Origin of the sequence: Mesorhizobium sp. M0909 (assembly GCF_040319515.1) — a bacterium.
Lineage (GTDB): Bacteria > Pseudomonadota > Alphaproteobacteria > Rhizobiales > Rhizobiaceae > Mesorhizobium.
In genome coordinates, this window is sequence record NZ_JAMYOA010000029.1 from 16,639 (window position 1) to 32,931 (window position 16,293).

Annotated in this window: 16 protein-coding genes and 1 pseudogene; 8 read left to right on the forward strand and 9 right to left on the reverse strand. The window is 60.5% G+C overall.

The genetic code is table 11. The features are described from left to right. Positions 1-101: 101 nt before the first annotated feature. The 4 genes and pseudogenes from NKH83_RS28825 to NKH83_RS28840 all read left to right on the forward strand — a co-directional run bounded on the left by NKH83_RS28825 (position 102) and on the right by NKH83_RS28840 (position 1,976). Complete coding sequence (locus NKH83_RS28825) at positions 102-1,028, forward strand: NAD(P)/FAD-dependent oxidoreductase (RefSeq protein ID WP_352808423.1); 927 nt, start codon at positions 102-104, stop codon at positions 1,026-1,028. Between the two features lie 60 nt (positions 1,029-1,088). After that, the gene (locus tag NKH83_RS28830; RefSeq protein WP_352808458.1) at positions 1,089-1,244 is read left to right on the forward strand and encodes a protein adenylyltransferase SelO family protein; all 156 of its coding nucleotides are present in this window, start codon (positions 1,089-1,091) and stop codon (positions 1,242-1,244) included. Then, positions 1,228-1,593 (forward strand): annotated as a pseudogene (locus NKH83_RS28835) (hypothetical protein); the annotation flags it as partial. The gene NKH83_RS28830 and the pseudogene NKH83_RS28835, both read left to right, overlap by 17 nt. A gap of 98 nt (positions 1,594-1,691) precedes the next feature. Then, positions 1,692-1,976 carry a hypothetical protein gene (locus NKH83_RS28840; RefSeq protein WP_502895638.1) on the forward strand — a complete coding sequence of 95 codons (285 nt, stop codon included), beginning with the start codon at positions 1,692-1,694 and terminating at the stop codon, positions 1,974-1,976. Between the two features lie 90 nt (positions 1,977-2,066). Here NKH83_RS28840 and NKH83_RS28845 read toward each other — a convergent pair whose 3' ends face one another. The 5 genes from NKH83_RS28845 to NKH83_RS28865 form a co-directional block, all read right to left on the reverse strand. Continuing rightward, positions 2,067-2,924 carry a protein-L-isoaspartate O-methyltransferase family protein gene (locus tag NKH83_RS28845; protein ID WP_352808424.1) on the reverse strand — a complete coding sequence of 286 codons (858 nt, stop codon included), beginning with the start codon at positions 2,922-2,924 and terminating at the stop codon, positions 2,067-2,069. 325 nt (positions 2,925-3,249) lie between these two features. Further along, positions 3,250-4,380: a LacI family DNA-binding transcriptional regulator gene (locus tag NKH83_RS28850; RefSeq protein ID WP_352808425.1), complete on the reverse strand. Its 1,131-nt coding sequence runs from the start codon at positions 4,378-4,380 to the stop codon at positions 3,250-3,252. 78 nt (positions 4,381-4,458) lie between these two features. Next, positions 4,459-5,988, reverse strand: coding sequence for an amino acid ABC transporter permease/ATP-binding protein (locus NKH83_RS28855; protein ID WP_352808426.1), 1,530 nt, complete (start codon positions 5,986-5,988; stop codon positions 4,459-4,461). A 76-nt stretch (positions 5,989-6,064) separates the two neighbouring features. Further along, the gene (locus tag NKH83_RS28860; RefSeq protein ID WP_352509064.1) at positions 6,065-6,901 is read right to left on the reverse strand and encodes an ABC transporter substrate-binding protein; all 837 of its coding nucleotides are present in this window, start codon (positions 6,899-6,901) and stop codon (positions 6,065-6,067) included. Positions 6,902-7,064: 163 nt separating this feature from the next. Then, a complete protein-coding gene (locus NKH83_RS28865; protein ID WP_352808427.1) occupies positions 7,065-7,931 on the reverse strand; it encodes a PfkB family carbohydrate kinase in 867 nt (288 codons plus the stop codon). A gap of 102 nt (positions 7,932-8,033) precedes the next feature. On the opposite strand from NKH83_RS28865, the gene NKH83_RS28870 reads away from it, so the two are divergent. Both NKH83_RS28870 and NKH83_RS28875 read left to right on the forward strand, forming a co-directional pair. Next, on the forward strand, positions 8,034-9,035 hold the full coding sequence (locus NKH83_RS28870; RefSeq protein ID WP_352808428.1) for an SIS domain-containing protein: 1,002 nt from the start codon (positions 8,034-8,036) through the stop codon (positions 9,033-9,035). Between the two features lie 64 nt (positions 9,036-9,099). Next, positions 9,100-10,227, forward strand: a complete 1,128-nt coding sequence (locus NKH83_RS28875) for an NAD(P)/FAD-dependent oxidoreductase (RefSeq protein ID WP_352808429.1) — start codon at positions 9,100-9,102, stop codon at positions 10,225-10,227. Positions 10,228-10,910: 683 nt separating this feature from the next. On the opposite strand, the gene NKH83_RS28880 is transcribed toward NKH83_RS28875, so the two are convergent. The 4 genes from NKH83_RS28880 to NKH83_RS28895 all read right to left on the reverse strand — a co-directional run bounded on the left by NKH83_RS28880 (position 10,911) and on the right by NKH83_RS28895 (position 13,366). Continuing rightward, the gene (locus tag NKH83_RS28880; RefSeq protein ID WP_352808430.1) at positions 10,911-11,348 is read right to left on the reverse strand and encodes a TA system VapC family ribonuclease toxin; all 438 of its coding nucleotides are present in this window, start codon (positions 11,346-11,348) and stop codon (positions 10,911-10,913) included. Continuing rightward, positions 11,345-11,572: a CopG family transcriptional regulator gene (locus NKH83_RS28885; protein ID WP_352808431.1), complete on the reverse strand. Its 228-nt coding sequence runs from the start codon at positions 11,570-11,572 to the stop codon at positions 11,345-11,347. Before NKH83_RS28885 ends, NKH83_RS28880 begins: the two co-directional genes overlap by 4 nt. 345 nt (positions 11,573-11,917) lie before the next feature. After that, complete coding sequence (locus NKH83_RS28890) at positions 11,918-12,511, reverse strand: DJ-1/PfpI family protein (protein WP_254819857.1); 594 nt, start codon at positions 12,509-12,511, stop codon at positions 11,918-11,920. Between the two features lie 153 nt (positions 12,512-12,664). Further along, on the reverse strand, positions 12,665-13,366 hold the full coding sequence (locus NKH83_RS28895) for a GntR family transcriptional regulator (RefSeq protein WP_352739437.1): 702 nt from the start codon (positions 13,364-13,366) through the stop codon (positions 12,665-12,667). Between the two features lie 186 nt (positions 13,367-13,552). Between NKH83_RS28895 and NKH83_RS28900 the strand changes: the two genes are divergently transcribed. Next, positions 13,553-14,779, forward strand: a complete 1,227-nt coding sequence (locus NKH83_RS28900; protein WP_352808433.1) for an iron-containing alcohol dehydrogenase — start codon at positions 13,553-13,555, stop codon at positions 14,777-14,779. An 18-nt stretch (positions 14,780-14,797) separates the two neighbouring features. Then, positions 14,798-16,285: an NAD-dependent succinate-semialdehyde dehydrogenase gene (locus NKH83_RS28905; protein WP_352808434.1), complete on the forward strand. Its 1,488-nt coding sequence runs from the start codon at positions 14,798-14,800 to the stop codon at positions 16,283-16,285. Positions 16,286-16,293: the final 8 nt, after the last annotated feature.

Below are 16,293 nucleotides of genomic sequence, written 5' to 3' on the forward strand. Positions count from 1 at the left end.
CGATTGGCGTGCCACTGTAACCAAATGGCTTGCTCCGCGTTTCCTTCAACGGCGTTCGACTGTACGCTCGCGATGCAGCCGTGTGATTTCAGGATTTCTGAATGGTCCACCGGGACACGAGCCGGCATGAAGGAAGCTTCGACTGCCTGATCGTAGGTGGCGGGCCAGCGGGCCTAGCGGCTGCGACTTACCTTGGAAGATTTCGAAGGCGAGTAATTGTTGTCGACGCAGATGAGAGCCGTGCAAAGTGGATTCCCTTGACGCGCAACTGCCCAGGCTTCCCAGACGGCATCACCGGCCCTGACCTACTTGACCGCCTCGAACTGCAAGCCACTCGATACGGCGCAAGCTTGGTCCACGACAGGATCGTATCCATTCGCAGAACGAAGGCTGGGTTTTTGGCGGGCGCTTCATCTCCCATTCGTGCCCGCTCGGTGCTCATTGCAACCGGCGTTGTTGACACCCTCCCGGATCTTCCTGGCGCTACCGACATGATCCAAGCTGGCGTCTTGCGATTGTGCCCTATCTGCGATGGCTATGAAGCCATCGACAAACGGGTGGCCGTCATCGGACCGGCCGAACACGCAATGAAAAAGGCCTTGTTCATGCGCACCTTCACTCAGGATCTCACTTTGCTGATTACCGATCCATCCGAGCCCTCCCCCGACAAGCGTACCAAGCTCAAGAGGGCCGGTATCGAGATCGGCGTATGCAGACCCAATGCCGTTTGCGCCACGGGCCGGGAGGCGGTCGTGGAACTCATCGACGGCGGAACGCTGTCGTTTGACACCATCTACCCTGCGATGGGCTCGACCATCCGCTCGAGGCTCGCGGTCGACCTTGGTGCATGCTGTGACAAAGCGGGCAACCTCGTCGTAGATTCGCGCCAGCGCACCGCAGTCACCGGACTTTATGCAGCCGGAGATGTGGTCAATGAGATCAATCAGCTTGCCGTAGCATTCGGCCACGCAGCGGTCGCTGCAACCGACATGCACAACTATCTTGCGAATGGCGACGGCGAGCGTTGATCCGAGGCGCAGGCCGACCTGGTGGCGCGCTGGATGCTGGTCGGCTTCATCCACGGCGTGATGGCGATATCCGGCGAGACGATCGATTACGGCCCTTGCGCCTTCATGGACATATATGATCCTCGGGCGGTATTCAGCTCGATCGATCAAATTTGGCCTCTATGCCTATGTCAACGAGCCGCACATCGCCGTATGGAACCTGACGCGGTTCACTGAGACACTGCTGCCGCTGCTGAATGGGGATGGGGATGAAGCAGTCTCTGAAGCGGAGAGGCAATTCCAGTCGCGTTATGAGGCTACTTTCCACCGTGGCATAAGTAGAAGACTTGAACTGCTGAGCGAACCCGAAGGGGGACTTGCAGCTTGCGAGCGATCTTTTCGAAGCTATGGCTCGCGGCGGTGCGGATTTCACGCTTACCTTCAGACGCCCCGGAAAAGCGCGGCGCGACAACTGTTCAAAGAGCCCAACGCATTCGACGCCTGGTCAAGGAAGTGGTGCGAGCGCCTGGCACGCGTACCAGCCGAGGTGGCATTTCGCAAACAGGTCATGAATTCCAGCAATCCCAAATTCATTCCCCGCAATCATCGCATTGAGGTGATGATCAAAACCTGCTCGCCGGCGGACCGCGCGAGCACGATTACGGCGAAGCCGCCGCCGATGCCATCGACACGGAAGTCCGCGACATTGTGGCGGCCGCATTCGAACGAACCGTCGGCCTGCTCACCGAGCGGCGCGACGTGCTGGAAAGGGCGGCACGCAGGCTGCTCGAGACCGAGACGCTCGACGAGACTGAACTTGCGTCGCTAGTCGCAGACGTCTCGGCGGCGGATCGTGCTGCACGGGATGGGTCTGGTCAGTCGTCGGACAAGCGGAAGCCTGCGCTGCAGCCGGCAAGGACCGCGGCTGCAATCCCCACGCGCGGATCGGGGAAATTTCGGACGCAATAACAATGCTTAGGACTGCTCCCGACGGATGGATCGCCCTTGGAAAGCCGTGCCGCACGCTACGGCGGCGACACGCGACATTGATGTCGATCTCTAGGCCTTCGAAATCCAGTACGTCTCAGTCACCAGCCAAGCGTTCTCGATCCCGTTTGCTGGTCGGCCTCGATGATATTGCGCGAGACCGGTGACTTTGCCTCGGGCCCCCTTGAGGGCAGCCTTCAAGGCCTTTTCTTCGTCACTGCGCCTGGCTCCGCTGCAGGGGTAAAACCCGCATGGCACAAGTGGCCGTACGGGAAATGTATCGCCAGCTCTTTCCAGAAGCATCATGAAGCCTCGTTGGTCTTCGCCCGTGAACGGCAGCGCCATCCGGCCAGCGTCGGACAAATTTGAAAGCCACCGTTCCGGCACGTGCGTCACTCCGGCAAAGGCGACAACGACATCGAGGTCTGGCAGATCAACTGCCTGCGTTGCATCACCGAAAATCACGTCGACATGGGCATAATGAGCAAGATTGCTTTGCGCGCGCCGGGCGAGTTCTTCGTCGATCTCATATGCAATCACGCGTCCTTCAGAACCCGTCAGTTCAGCGAGGATGGCGGTGAAATAGCTGACACCGGCGCCTACCTGAAGGACGGTCTGGCCGGGAGCGATGTTCACATGGTCGAAAACCAAGGCCCAAAGCGACGGCAAACCGCTGTTTAATCCGCGTTTTTCGTCCAGTGAGACCAGAACGTCGTGGTAAATCTCATGAAGTGCGGCTGAAGGGCTGGTATGGACCGCCCCGATCTTCAATCTCGAATGGATACGCCATGGCCCGTTGCCAAGGTAGTGTTCGCGCGGAACCTTTGCGAAGGCCTCGATGACAGCAGGGTTGTGCAAGACTGGTGATGAGACACGCAGGTCTTCGGCAAACCACCGGCGCGCTTTACTAGCATCGCTTCTTGTTGGCATGGAATGTCGGCTCCCGGATTGTGCGCACGCTGTGATGCTCTCAGAAAACCGGCCGACGGCAAAGGATCCCCGCACTGCTGGGCGATGCGCGTCGTCCGTTTGCCTTCGACCGCTGCTTTGCCGAGCGCCCTGCCCTCTCCGCCCGTGGACCCGCCCGGCTGCTGGCGTTCGCAGTTTAAACCGAAAATGGCGCGTCGGTTCCAGGTCAGCGATTTCAAACTAACTTGTCGATGTTTTCCAGAATGAAGCACGACCGTTTTGCGTCAATACAGCCACAGCTTGAATGTCAGCGACGCACCTGCTGCGGGACCTCAGATGATCCAACCTACGATTGGCCATGCACGGCAATGGAATTTCGTTCCACGATCTGGGCTGCCAGGACACGATGCTCGAAAGGTAACGTGGCCTGCGCTAACCTCTTCAAGAGAAGCTCCGCCGCCGCCGCCCCGATCAAATGCGCTGGCTGGGCGATGGCTGTGATACCCTGGGCCACGAATTGCATCCAATCGAGATCGTCGAAGCAAAGCAGCGAAACGTCTCCTGGAATCGCAAGTCTTAGTGCGGAAGTCGCCTCCAGAACGCCTGTCGACATCACACCATCGGCGGTAAATAGAGCGGACGGCGTATTGCGCATTGTCAGCAGATCGAGCGCCTCCTTGCGAGCTGCCTCGCTAGAATAGACCGCTACGCGGCGGATCAACCGTGGATCCGGCTCGATACCTGCGGCACGATGGGCTTCGAGATAACCCAACAATCGTTGCCAGCTTGGATGATGGTAGCGAACATCGAAGCTGGAGAGATCAACGTTCGCCACAAAGGAGCCAACATCATCGCGGTGGCCCGGCCCGAGTTCCGCCAGTATTCCGATGCGGCTGTGTCCGGCGGCGATCATGGCCGCGATGCTGTTACGCGTTACAGAAACGTTGTCGACCACGACTGAATCGGTTTCCAGGCCCGCCACTATACGGTCGAACTGCACGACGGGGCAGCGGGCCGCGACTGCTTCACGAAGATGATCCGGCTCGTCCACGAAGGTCGATGAGACGATCAGCCCATCGACCTGCTTTTCCAGCAGCAACTGCACCGCCTCTCGCTCGAGTTCGGCATTTTCGTCACTATTCGTGACGATTACCCCGAAGCCGCCACGGCGCGCGACATCCCCTATTCCGCGCAGCACGCTGGCGTAGAATGGGCTTTCGATGTCGCCAACCACAACTCCGATAGTCTGCGTCTTACCGGTGATCAGGCCTTTGGCCAGGCGATTGGGGCGATAGCCCAGCGCAGCTGCGGCGGCGCGCACCTTCTCCTGAACCTCGGAGCTGCTGTAGCCGTAGCCACCAAGGACACGCCCGGCGGTGGCGGAGCTCACCCCGGCCCGGCGAGCGACCTCTATGATAGTTGCGTTTTTCGACGATCTTTGAGTCACTCGGCAAACCCCGCCGTCACGCGCGCGCATGACGGGGACCTAGCGGCAGTTAAGCCAGCCCCGCAAGGCCGAACACCGCAACAGCCGCCGTTACGCACACCATTGCAATCACAGCACCTCTGACAAAAAGCGCCGAAGACGTGGACTCTGCGGATTGTCGAAAAGGTCCTCTGGTCGTCCTGCCTCGACAATCCGCCCCTCGTCCATGAATACGACCTGGTTCGCGACCTTGCGAGCGAAGTTCATCTCGTGTGTAACGACGACCATCGTCATCCCGCCCCGTCCGAGGTCGGCCATCAAGTTCAGGACACCTTTGACCAATTCCGGATCGAGCGCACTGGTGACTTCGTCGAACAGCATAATTTCGGGTTCGAGGGCCAGGGCGCGCGCGATGGCCACCCGCTGCTGTTGCCCGCCCGAGAGATTGGCCGGCCGATGGTCTTTGCGCTCCAGCAGTCCGACTTCATGCAGCCTCGCTAAGGCCGCCCCCTCAGCCTCCTCGCGCGACATGCGTTTAACTTTGCGCAGCGCCAGGGTGATGTTGGCGAGCGCGCTGCGGTCTGGAAACAGATTGAACTGCTGGAAAACCATGCCGACGCGCCGCCGGAGTTGGTCAGGGGTCTGTTTGTAGATGCTTTCGCCATCGAGCAGAATGTCGCCGGCTCGACACTCTACGAGGCGGTTGAGGCAACGCAGCAAGGTCGACTTGCCCGAGCCGGACGGACCGACGAGGCAGGTGACGGTCCCGGGCTCGACTTTCAGACTGACGTCATGAAGCACCTGGACGGCGCCGTAGGCCATGTCGATGTTCTTGACCTCGATGCCGCCGCCCTTGAAGCGGGTGGGCGCCGCTGCGGGCAATTTCGCTGCGCCCGGCACGACCGCCTCGGCAAGCTCGGCGACTTCCTTGAGGCCGCTCTGCACAGCGGTGATACGTTTGCCGACGCGCATCCGCGCGTCGATGTAATTGACGAGGTGGGTCAGCGGCACCGTGATCACGAGATAGAACACGCCGGCCAGCAACAGCGGCGACAGATTGCCGGTCAGCACGGCCTGATCCTGGCCAACGCGGAACAGTTCGCGTTCGGAGGCGAGCAGACCAAGGAAATAGACCAGGCTGGAGTCTTTGACGTTGCCAATGAACTGGTTGACCAGTGCAGGCAGGACGCGGCGGATGCCTTGAGGGATCACCACCAGGCGCATGCCTTGGCCATACGTCATACCGAGAGTGCGGGTGGCGTCGATCTGACCACGCTCGACGCTCTGGATGCCGGCGCGGAAAATCTCTCCGATATAGGCGCCGGCGATCAGGCTGAGCGCCAGAATGCCCAGCGGATAAGGCGATGGACCGAACAGATCTCGGCCCAACCGCGCGAAGCCTTGGCCAATGATCAGGATCGTGACAATAGCAGGAAGCCCGCGGAAGATATCGGTGTAGACCCGCGCAAGGAGTTTCAGCGGCCGGTTCTCCGAAATCCCCATGACTGCGAGGACGATACCGATCAGCGTCCCGAAAAACGTCGAGGCAAGGGCCAGGATCAAAGTGTTCTTGAGGCCGACCATCACCATGTTTGGCAGAACTTCTGCCATCGCCTGGAAATCAAGGAAGCTGCGGGCGAAGGTATCGAACCAGCTCATATCAAGTCCATCTATAACTCGGCCGGGCACCGTTGCTCACGGGCCCGGCCGGAAACGAAAATGAATACGCGCGAATTTACTTCTTGGGCAGATATTGATCGGGCATCGGAGTGCCCGGGAACCACTTCTCATGCAGCCGTTTCCAGGTGCCATCGTCCATGGCCTCGCGCAGCGCCTTGTTGAGCGCCTCGCGGAAGGCATCGTTGCCTTTCTTGACCACGAACCCGGCCGGCGCATCGAAGGACGGCACGTTCATTGTTATCTTCAGGTTCTTATAGCGCTCCACATACTGCTTGGCCGACTCATAATCAGTGAAGTGGCCATCGATCGTCCCGTTATTCAGCGCCGCCACCGCAGTGTTGTTGTCGGGGAATTTGACAATGTCGCCCTTCAGATTCTTCTCGGCATAGATTTCCTGCAGCGTTCCCTGGATCACGCCGATGCGCTTTCCGGCGGTGCTCTCATTGCTCGTCAGTGCCGGATCAGCCGAAATGATCGACAGGTAGCCGGCGAGATAGCCGTCGCCAAAATCCACGGTCTTCTTGCGCTCCGCGGTCGTGCCGATGGCCGCGACAGCGACGTCGAAGCGGCCGTTGGCAACCGACGGCAGCAGCGCCGAGAATTCCTGGCCGGTGAAAACGACCTGTTCCTCCTTGAACCCGAGCCGGCGCGCCACATCACGGAACAGTTCGGCGTCGAAGCCAGTGAAGTTACCGTTGGCGTCGGTGAAGACATAGGGTTTCGCATCGCCCATGGTTCCGACGCTGATCACCGTCGGGTCGATGAGGTTGTAGGGGTTGTCGGCCGCGTTTGCCTGCGTTGACGAGGCCAACGTGCCAAGTCCTGTCAACAGCGCGATCGTCAGCGCCAGACCGGATTTCACAAGTTGGCGCCTGCTCAAATTGGTGTGCATGTCTTCTCCTCTTACGATTGGCCGAACTCGGCCCTGCGATCCCACTCGACGCTCTCATCCATCAAAACGCTCTTAGGTGGCGTTTTGGTCAGATAGGTGAGAACGTTATCATTTCACTAGCATTGTCCATTTCTCGCGTCAATTGCTTCGGAGAATTTCGCTGCTAGACGGTTTTCCAGTCTTGAGCGTGCCGAGCTCCGCGAAGGATCTCCGGCGTCATCTTTCCTAACTCGATTGCTGTCGCGTGGCCGATCGCCCCGTAGTACTGGCAGGTAGCGGCCGCCGCCTCCGCGGCATGGCCGAGAATGTCTTGAGGCGCCTCTTCCTTAAGCAGGCCGAATAGCGTTCTGGCGATGAAGGTGTCGCCCGCGCCCAGGGTGTCGACTGGTTCGACCAGCCGCGCCTCAGTGCGATAAGAGACGGTGTCGCTGTGAAGCACTGCGCCGGCTCGGCCACGAGTCACAAGGACCCACTTTGAACCACATCCAAGGAGTTCGGCTGCGATTGCGGCCAATTCGTTGTCGTCGAGACCGTCACCCGAGACGGAAGCCAGATAGCAATAGGGCCCGATCTCGCGTCGATGTCTCGGTGTCCGCCGCGTGGAAAAGTCGTAAGACAGCAGGGACTTACTCGATACAGCGGCAACCCACGGGTCTAACCCGCTGGACTGGCCGATGTGGACGGCCTGAAAGCCCGAGAGAAAATCCAGATCTTTTTGCGTCGGCGTAAACACCGAAACTCCGAGATCGAAGTCCAGGAAAATCCGATCGGCGTTGCGGTGACCTATGAGGCAGTAAGCGGTAGGCCCCTCAAGGCGCCGTAATCGGGTGACGTCCACGCGCTCCGACGCCAATGCAGTGCGGATCAGGTCCCCTGCCCGGTCTTTGCCGATCGCTCCGACATAGGCCGATCGTCCGCCGAAGCGGCTGACATAGACCGAGACATTGAGGCAATTTCCGCCAGGATACATCTCGTCGCGAGCAAGATAACAATCGACCACGTTATCGCCTATCGCGGCAATCTTGACCATTGCAGGACTTTCGGTTTAAAGGATGTGATAACGTTCGCACAATGGCTGCCACCTGTCAATTGTGCGCCGGCCCCTAGTTCTGCCAACGAGACGAGAAAGCCCATGATTTCCGCCCTGCCCGCCGACGTGGAACGCGCCCTGACCGCTACGGCGGGCAGGCAGTTTTCGCACCTATTCCTCGTGGCGTGCGGCGGCTCGCTCTCGATCATGATGGCAGGCAAATACTTCGTCGACCGTCACAGCGGCACATTCGCCTGCGACATCTACAACGCGGATGAGTTCGTCTGCCGAGACCCGCGACGGTTGGGACCTGACGCGCTCGTTGTCCTTTGCTCGCAGACCGGCACCACCAAGGAGACGGTGCGGGCGGCCAATCATGCAAAACACCGAGGCGCAACGACAATCGCCATGACACTCGACCAGATATCGCCCCTCGCGCGGGCGGTCGACCACCCGGTAGCCTACCAGGCATCCTACACTACGGGCAAAGCAATCGATTCAGCCTGCAGCAATTACGGCGTGCTCTACATGCTGCTCGCTGGCCTGATCGATGCTCGGGAGGATGCCAAGCTAACTGCCGACCTGCTGATGAGTCTGAGCCATCTTCAGCCGGCGATAGAGCGTGCGCACCGGACCTATGCCGAGCGGTTTCAGACCTTTGCACCCCGTTTCGCGCCGCGCAAGGCGATCTACACACTTGCCAGCGGTGCCAGCTATGGCGCGGCCTATTCGTACGCCATCTGCGTGTTGATGGAGATGCAGTGGTACGACTCGCAGGCCATACACGCGAACGAGTTTTTCCATGGCCCCTTTGAGGTGGTGGACAAGGATGCCGGCTTCGTCGTGATGTTGGGCTTGGACGAAACGAGACGCCTCACGGAACGCGCCCGCGACTTCCTTTTCAAGTACGGCAGCCGGGAAAACATCCTGGTGCTAGATGGAGCGGAACTCGACCTCAGCGGTATGTCCGATGGCATCAAACCCTATCTCGTGCCCCTGGTCTTCTTCGACACTCTATGGCGTTTTGCCTATGAGCTGGCCGGCCTGCGTGGCCGGCCGATGCTCGATGGCCGGCGCTATATGAAGAAGCTAACGGACTACTAGTTCCATCGCGCTCAGCAGCGATCCGACAACTCCCAGCCCGGCTTCTGCGTAGAAGGATTTCCCTATGACTGCACCTGCAAAACCGCGCCAAGTCGTCGTTGTCGGCGCAGGCATCTTCGGCACCTCTTCCGCGCTGCACCTCGCTCGTCTTGGTTTTGATGTAACCATTGTCAATGACGGCGCGCCGGCCAACGGTGCATCCGGCCGTTCACTTTCCTGGCTGAACTCAGCGCGACGTGCCGACACTGCCTATCACCGCTTGAGGCTTGCAGGCATCGACCGTTATCGGACCTTGGCGGCCACAAGGCCGGAAACCGCGTCGTGGCTTCGCTTTGACGGCGGCCTCACCTGGGATGCGGATGATGAGGTGAACCAGATCGCGTCCATTTGCCAGCTGGAGCAGGAAATTGGTTATGACGCGCTTTTGCTCGGCCCTGCCGAAGTTGGCGCAATGACGCCCGGCGTCAATGCCAATGCAATCACCCCGCAGGGCGCAATCTTCAATCCTGGCGAAGGATGGGTCGACCTGCCCTCCTTGATCGATCTGCTACTCAACGAATTCCGCTCCCGCGGCGGCAAGCTTATCCTGGACGCTGGACGCGTGCGGATAGATGCCACAGGTGGTCGCGCGCGTGGCGTCGTCACTGTCGACGGTGCGCCGGTAAAGGCGGATGCAGTGGTCCTTGCGGTTGGGCCAGCGACGCCTGTCATGCTTGCGGAGACCGGCGTCGATGTCCCCGACGCCACGCCGATTTCACTTCTTTTGAAGACTAAGCCGACCAAGACCGAGCTCCGTGCCGTGCTGAATACGCCGCGCGTGGCGGTGCGCCCGACGCCGGATGGCGCACTTGTTTTGGATTCGGCGTGGTCGGAGGAAGAAGTCGTGGTCAACTCGGACGGCACCTACACCGTGCACGACAAGACCATCAAAGGGCTGCTCGACGAGGCCAGTGCGGTGCTCGACGGTAATCCGCGGCTCCAACTCGCTGCCTATGCCGTCGGCCCGAAGCCTATCCCCGGCGACGGCGAGCCGGTGCTTGGCTCCGTCGAGACCGTCGCCGGTCTTTATGTCGCCTTTAGCCACAGCGGCGCCACGCTTGGACTGATCGTCGGCGAATTACTTGCCAAAGAAATCGCCTCCGGCAATCCGCACCCCATGCTTGCAACGTTCCGCGCCAACCGTTTCAGCTGACAGGGCAATCGCGGCCGAGGTCGAACTGTCCAGATGGGCCGCGGGCCTGGGGAATCCTGGCAAGAATCGCTAAACAGCGAATTTCTGCCTCTTGCAGCTTCAACGCTGGACCGAGGGTGGTCAAGGCCAAGAAGCTGAGGTGCCCGGAGGAGCATCTCAACCCGAATCCGAGCGTGAACTCGGCCGCGCCAGCCATCGAGATGAACACGTCCCGCGGCATGCCGAAGGTCAGAAACGGCTTATCTTGGACCAGCGGGTAGAACCACTCCGGATACGCTCGATGTCGCGAGGTCCTAGAGGTTGTAAGGTGGGACACGAACGTGCGGCGCGTCTGTCTGGCCCCAGTCTCGAACGTACTGGCGACTACACCGCCAGCGCCCCTGAGCACCGATGTCTTGCAATGGATCACCCAGCAAACATTCGTCGCCAAGAAACAACAGCTTCGTTTGGTAAGCCGACGCATTGTACCAGCCGCAGGCAGCTGCGCAACGGTTCAAGCCCGACCTTGACTGGAAGCTGGAGGACGAACCATCGAAGAGGGGCGGCATGTTGAGACACTCGTGGCCTTGGACGAACGGTAGCGCATAGCGCCTGAGCGCACCGGCCTGATGGTGCTGCGCGGCTACGCCTATCTCAACCTGCGCGGTTCGGCGATGCAGAACAGACAAAAAGAGCCCGGCGGTCTACCTTGTTGGAATCAGGTGCAGTGCAGACTTCCCGCCCTTCACGGCCGCCACTGACAGCTTGCGGTCAAAGCTCGCAAGTTGGCCGCCACGCGCCTTGGCGAGCGCGAGAAGATACGTATCCGTTACCTGTGCCGAGGTCAGGATATTCGCTGCATCGATGTCGCCCGAGCCGACCAGGCTCACATCGTCGGGCCAGAAGCTGTGCCCGTGCAGAGCCCGCAACTTGGTAACGATTTGCGCAACGACGGCGGGCGAGCCGGGAGAATTGGGATATCTTTGGTTGCCGACGATGCGCAGGACGCCGTTTTCGGTGATGGGACACGTAGCCCATGCGGCGTTACCGGTCTGTTCGAACCAGCCATGCGCGTCGTCATGGGCGACGTGGCCAGGATCGATCAGTGCGATCAGCACATTGACATCGAGCAGGAACGTCAAGGCAGGTCGTCTCGCAGGGCATTGACGGTCTCAAGCGTGACAGGAGGTGCATCCGGCCGAGGCGACAGTAGAGGAATCCCGTTGCGCTCGCCGCCGGCTTGAGGCCGGCGCAGCGAGCGCCGGGCGAGATCGGTGATGACCTCGCCGAGGCTGCGATCCTGCTGCCGGGCGATGGCCTTGGCCGCGACCAGGACGTCGTCATCGATCGCCAGTGTGGTTCTCATGTCGCCCTCCTGGTGCGCATCAATCATCACGCATCATATAAAGCAGCAACGTCGGGTACTCAAGCGGTGCGACTTCCGACAGCGGTGCGACTTCGTAGCGTCGGAAGCAGATGAGTTGTCCGGATTAGGTACCACACGTGTTGTCCGATCACTCGTATGCGAGTTTGGTTTCCCTCACCCTTTGACTACCGACAAAGTTGCGCAGGGCCGACGGGACCGTTATGGCTGCGCTACGTAAGGGACGTGCCTTCCGGAAGCTTATCAGCTCGGGAGACTATCGGCAGAAGCTACGGACGCTGCAGCAAGGACCGACGCACCCCCTTTGAGATGCGTCGGAGCAAAGGTCTACGCGTGGCGGATTTCGGTTCCCAGCACCTTCAGGCATTCGCGGATGAACGCAGCAAGCGCCGTCCAACCTTTTGCCGAAACCATCGTCCCATCCACATATGCCTCCGTTGGAGAGAGGTCGATATAGGTGCCGCCCGCAAGCGTCACCTCCGGCTCGCACGCCGCCAGTGCGCCGACCTTCTTGCCACGCACGACCCCATCTACCGCGATCAGGATCTGCACGCCGTGGCAGATCGTGAAAATCGGCTTCTTGCTTTCGTGGAAGTGACGCACCATCGCCTGGACGCGCTTGTCCGTGCGGATGTATTCGGGCCCACGACCGCCAGCGCAGTAAACAGCGTGGTATTGCTCCAGCTGCTTCTCGGCGTCGGAGAAGGTCTTGTTGATCAGTGCATAGTGACCGAGCTTTTCGGTGTAGGTCTGATCGCCCTCGAAATCGTGCAGCGATGTTTTGATCAGGTCTCCAGCGCTTTTGTCTGGGCACACGACGTGAACGGTGTGGCCCACCGCTTCCATAGCCTGCTGGTAGACGAAGATTTCGTATTCCTCGGTGAATTCACCGGTCAGCATCAGGATCTTTTTGCCTGGCATGGTACTTCCTTTCCTGTGAGAACGGGGCCGGGCGAGACCTGTACTCGCCCGGTAAGCTTGAGTTTCTAGAAGGCTGAATCGGGGAAGTGGTCTTCGTTGGCACTGGCCTGCGTGATGATCGTCGATGGCGGGTACGGGGACACCGCGACAGTCTCAGTCGAACGCCAACAACAAACGGTCGCGGGAATGCTCGATATGGCGACGCATCGCCTGCTCGGCAGCGGCAGGATCGGCCGCAGCGAAAGCGGCCAGAATGGCCTCATGCTCGTCAAGCGCCTCCTCGGTGACGCGCGAATGGAACATCAGGCGAAATATGTGGAAGTGGGTATGCTGGTGAGCCAGTGTCTCGCGCACGAGTTCGTTGTTGGCGAATTCCATGACCTTGTCATGGAAAATGGCATCCTGGCGGGCGAAGTTGGAATACCGCAGGCGCTCGTCCTTGCCCTCATGGCGCGCCATGACGCCGGCGGATTTCTGAAGTTGTGCGAGCTTTACCTCATCCATGAGCACCGCCGCCTTGGCTGCACCATGAGGCTCTAGCAGCAGGCGAAGCTCGTAGAGTTCGTCGAACCGTCGTTTCGTGATCTGCGGCGCAGCGCGGTAACCGATCAGATGCGTCTTCAGCACCAGGCCTTCGCCCTCGAGCCGGCCGAGCGCCTCGCGGATCGGCGTATGGGAGACGTTGAATTCCTTGACCAGGCTGTCGACCGTGATGCGCGAACCCGGCGCAATCTTCAGCGACATGAGTTGCGCAAAAATCGCTTCGTAGACGTCCTCAACCAGGCTGCTGGAGCGCTGGATACGCCCGCCGCCGAGGTTCGTATCGTCCGCATTGAGTAAGTTAATGGCCTGCATGTTTTGCCTCTTGACACATTGAGTTGCTAACACGATGCTCCGGCCAATGCAATCCTATATCATATACGATTTAATAGAGGATCATTTGCCGCCGTTAGGAGACGAAACAATGGCGCTAGCGGTGGCCCTGCGGGAGCAACGTGCCGCGCCCGCAGCCTTTCCAGACATCATCACAGGATGCAGGTCATGAGCCTTTACGCTGCCATAAGGCTGCCGCGCGAAATCCTCTTCGGGAAGGGCCAACGCCACGTCATTCCGGTTGTCGCAGCCAGGCTCGGGCGTCGCGCGCTCGTCTGCACCGATGAACGTTTTGCCGCAACGGGCCCGTTCGCAGAGATTGTCGCGGCGCTGCGAGCCGCCGCAATAGATGTGCTGGTGCATGACCGAGTGCTACCCGACGTTCCCCGAGACACCGTTGCCGTCTGCGTCGAGGAGGCGCGGAAGTTCGCGCCCGACATGGTGATCGGCATTGGCGGCGGCAGTTGTCTCGACATGGCCAAATGCGCCGCGTTGCTCATCAGCCACGGCGGTCAGCTCCAGGATTACTACGGCGAATTCAAGGTGCCCGGTCCAACGCTGCCGTTGATCGCGGTGCCGACGACAGCCGGAACCGGCTCTGAAGTGACCCCGGTTGCCGTGATCTCGGATCCGGATCGCACACTGAAGGTCGGCATCTCCAGCCCTTATCTGATCGCGGCCGCAGCCATATGCGACCCTGAACTGACGATGACATGCCCGCCGGGATTGACGGCGATCGCAGGCGCCGATGCGCTGACGCATGCAATCGAGGCCTTCACCGCCGCCAGGCGCGGAACCGATCCCGGCCTTCCGCAGAAACATGTCTTTATCGGCAAAACCGCCTTGACCGATCATTTCGCCCTGCTGGCGATCAAGCTGCTTGGCCGAAGCCTTGAAACGGCATACCGCCGGCCCTCTGACGAGGACGCCCGGGCCGACGTGATGATGGGCGCACTTGCAGCCGGCTGCGCGTTCGGAACCGCCGGCACGGCGGCAGCGCACGCCGTACAATACCCGGTCGGCGCGATAACCCACACCGCTCACGGATTGGGTGTCGCCACCATGCTGCCATACGTCATGAAGTACAACAGAACAGCCGCAGCGACCGAGATGGCCGAGATCGCCAGCGCGCTCTGCCTCGACGGAAAAGGCCGGACGCCCGAAGAGCTGGCCGACGCGACTATTGGCGAGGTCAGTCGGCTGTTTGGGGCAATCGGGATCACCCCCTCGTTGGCCGAGCTAGGGCTGCCCCCCGACAAGCTCGATTGGACGGCGGAACAAGCGATCGGTATCGAGCGCCTCATCAAGAATAATCCGCGGCCATTCGATTTGAGGTCCATGCGACGCCTCGTCCAGGCCGCCTTTGATGGCGACCTCGCCAGCTGCGTGGTGTAAACAATCGGGAATATCGAGATGAACACGTTTTCACAGGTTCTGTCGGATGATCAGGGCGTCAGCGACTTCCACACAATCTCGCAGGGGCTCTATATCGACGGCCAATGGCGGCAGTCCGCGGATGGCAGGGTAATTCAGGTCATCGATCCCTCGACGGAAGCCATCATCGCTGCCGTACCCGATGCGACCTTAGAGGACGCGGCCGCCGCCGTTGACGCCGCTGCCAAGGCAGCCCATGGCTGGCGGACAACGTCGCCGCGAAAGCGCTCCGAGATCCTCCGACGCTGCTTTGAACTGATGACGGAACGATCGGAAGCGCTGGCTACTCTCATCGCATTGGAAAATGGCAAGGCCCTGCGGGATGCCCGAGGCGAGATCGCTTACGCCGCGGAGTTTTTCCGTTGGAATGCCGAGGAGGCGGTTCGCATTACCGGTGAATTCGGTACTGCGCCTTCCGGCACCAACCGCATCGTGGTCGACTACGAACCGATCGGCATCTGCGTCCTGATCACGCCCTGGAATTTTCCTGCCGCAATGGCGACGCGCAAGATCGCGCCGGCACTTGCCGCTGGATGTACGGTGATCCTGAAGCCGGCCAGCGAGACACCCCTAACGGCCTACGCGCTCGCCGCGCTCTACCAGGACGCAGGCGTTCCGCCGGGGGTTGTCAACGTCCTGACAACCTCCAGTCCCGGGCCTTTGACAGCCGCCATGTTGGCCGATCCGCGGGTGCGCAAACTCTCCTTCACCGGCTCGACGGGTGTGGGTCGCGCTCTGCTGGCAGAAGCTGCCAAGCATGTGGTTTCGTGTTCGATGGAACTCGGCGGCAACGCACCGTTCATTGTGTTCGACGACGCCGATCTCGAAGCGGCGCTCGATGGTGCAATGGTGGCCAAGATGCGCAACGCCGGCGAGGCCTGCACGGCCGCGAACCGCCTCTACGTGCAATCCGGCATCTACGAAGCCTTCTTGGATGGCCTCGAGAAGCGGATGTCGTCGCTCAAGGTCGGCCCTGGCACTGATCCGGACACGGAATGCGGGCCAATGATCACGAAAAAGGCGGTCGAGAAGATAGACCGCCTTGTCATCGACGCGATCGCACGCGGCGCGCGGGTCATGTGCGGCGGCTCAGTCCTGGCCGGACGTGGCTTCTTCTACCCTCCGACAGTGCTTCGCGACGTGCCAGGCGAGGCAAAGATGGCGCATGAGGAAATATTCGGGCCGGTGGCGCCAATCTCCAGCTTCGAAACCGAGGCCGAGGTCATCGCGCGCGCCAATGACACTGAGTATGGGCTTGCTGCCTACATATACACGCGCGATCTGGCGCGTGGCATGCGGGTGGCCTCCCGGATCGAGGCCGGGATGATCGCTCTGAACCGCGGGCTGATGTCCGATCCGGCAGCCCCCTTCGGCGGCGTCAAGCAGAGCGGGCTCGGCCGCGAGGGAGGGCAGCATCACGGCATTGCGGAATTCATGGAGGCGAAATACCTCGCCATCAGCATGTGAGCAGAAGA

Coding starts and splice junctions, on each gene's coding strand:
- NKH83_RS28830 (WP_352808458.1), top strand. CDS start 1,089: ATGGCGATATCCGGCGAGACGATCGATTACGGCCCTTGCGCCTTCATG.
- NKH83_RS28865 (WP_352808427.1), bottom strand. CDS start 7,931: ATGGTCAAGATTGCCGCGATAGGCGATAACGTGGTCGATTGTTATCTT.
- NKH83_RS28905 (WP_352808434.1), top strand. CDS start 14,798: ATGAACACGTTTTCACAGGTTCTGTCGGATGATCAGGGCGTCAGCGAC.
- NKH83_RS28825 (WP_352808423.1), top strand. CDS start 102: ATGGTCCACCGGGACACGAGCCGGCATGAAGGAAGCTTCGACTGCCTG.
- NKH83_RS28860 (WP_352509064.1), bottom strand. CDS start 6,901: ATGCACACCAATTTGAGCAGGCGCCAACTTGTGAAATCCGGTCTGGCG.
- NKH83_RS28850 (WP_352808425.1), bottom strand. CDS start 4,380: ATGCGCGCGCGTGACGGCGGGGTTTGCCGAGTGACTCAAAGATCGTCG.
- NKH83_RS28885 (WP_352808431.1), bottom strand. CDS start 11,572: ATGAGAACCACACTGGCGATCGATGACGACGTCCTGGTCGCGGCCAAG.
- NKH83_RS28895 (WP_352739437.1), bottom strand. CDS start 13,366: ATGCAGGCCATTAACTTACTCAATGCGGACGATACGAACCTCGGCGGC.
- NKH83_RS28890 (WP_254819857.1), bottom strand. CDS start 12,511: ATGCCAGGCAAAAAGATCCTGATGCTGACCGGTGAATTCACCGAGGAA.
- NKH83_RS28900 (WP_352808433.1), top strand. CDS start 13,553: ATGAGCCTTTACGCTGCCATAAGGCTGCCGCGCGAAATCCTCTTCGGG.
- NKH83_RS28875 (WP_352808429.1), top strand. CDS start 9,100: ATGACTGCACCTGCAAAACCGCGCCAAGTCGTCGTTGTCGGCGCAGGC.
- NKH83_RS28845 (WP_352808424.1), bottom strand. CDS start 2,924: ATGCCAACAAGAAGCGATGCTAGTAAAGCGCGCCGGTGGTTTGCCGAA.
- NKH83_RS28870 (WP_352808428.1), top strand. CDS start 8,034: ATGATTTCCGCCCTGCCCGCCGACGTGGAACGCGCCCTGACCGCTACG.
- NKH83_RS28855 (WP_352808426.1), bottom strand. CDS start 5,988: ATGAGCTGGTTCGATACCTTCGCCCGCAGCTTCCTTGATTTCCAGGCG.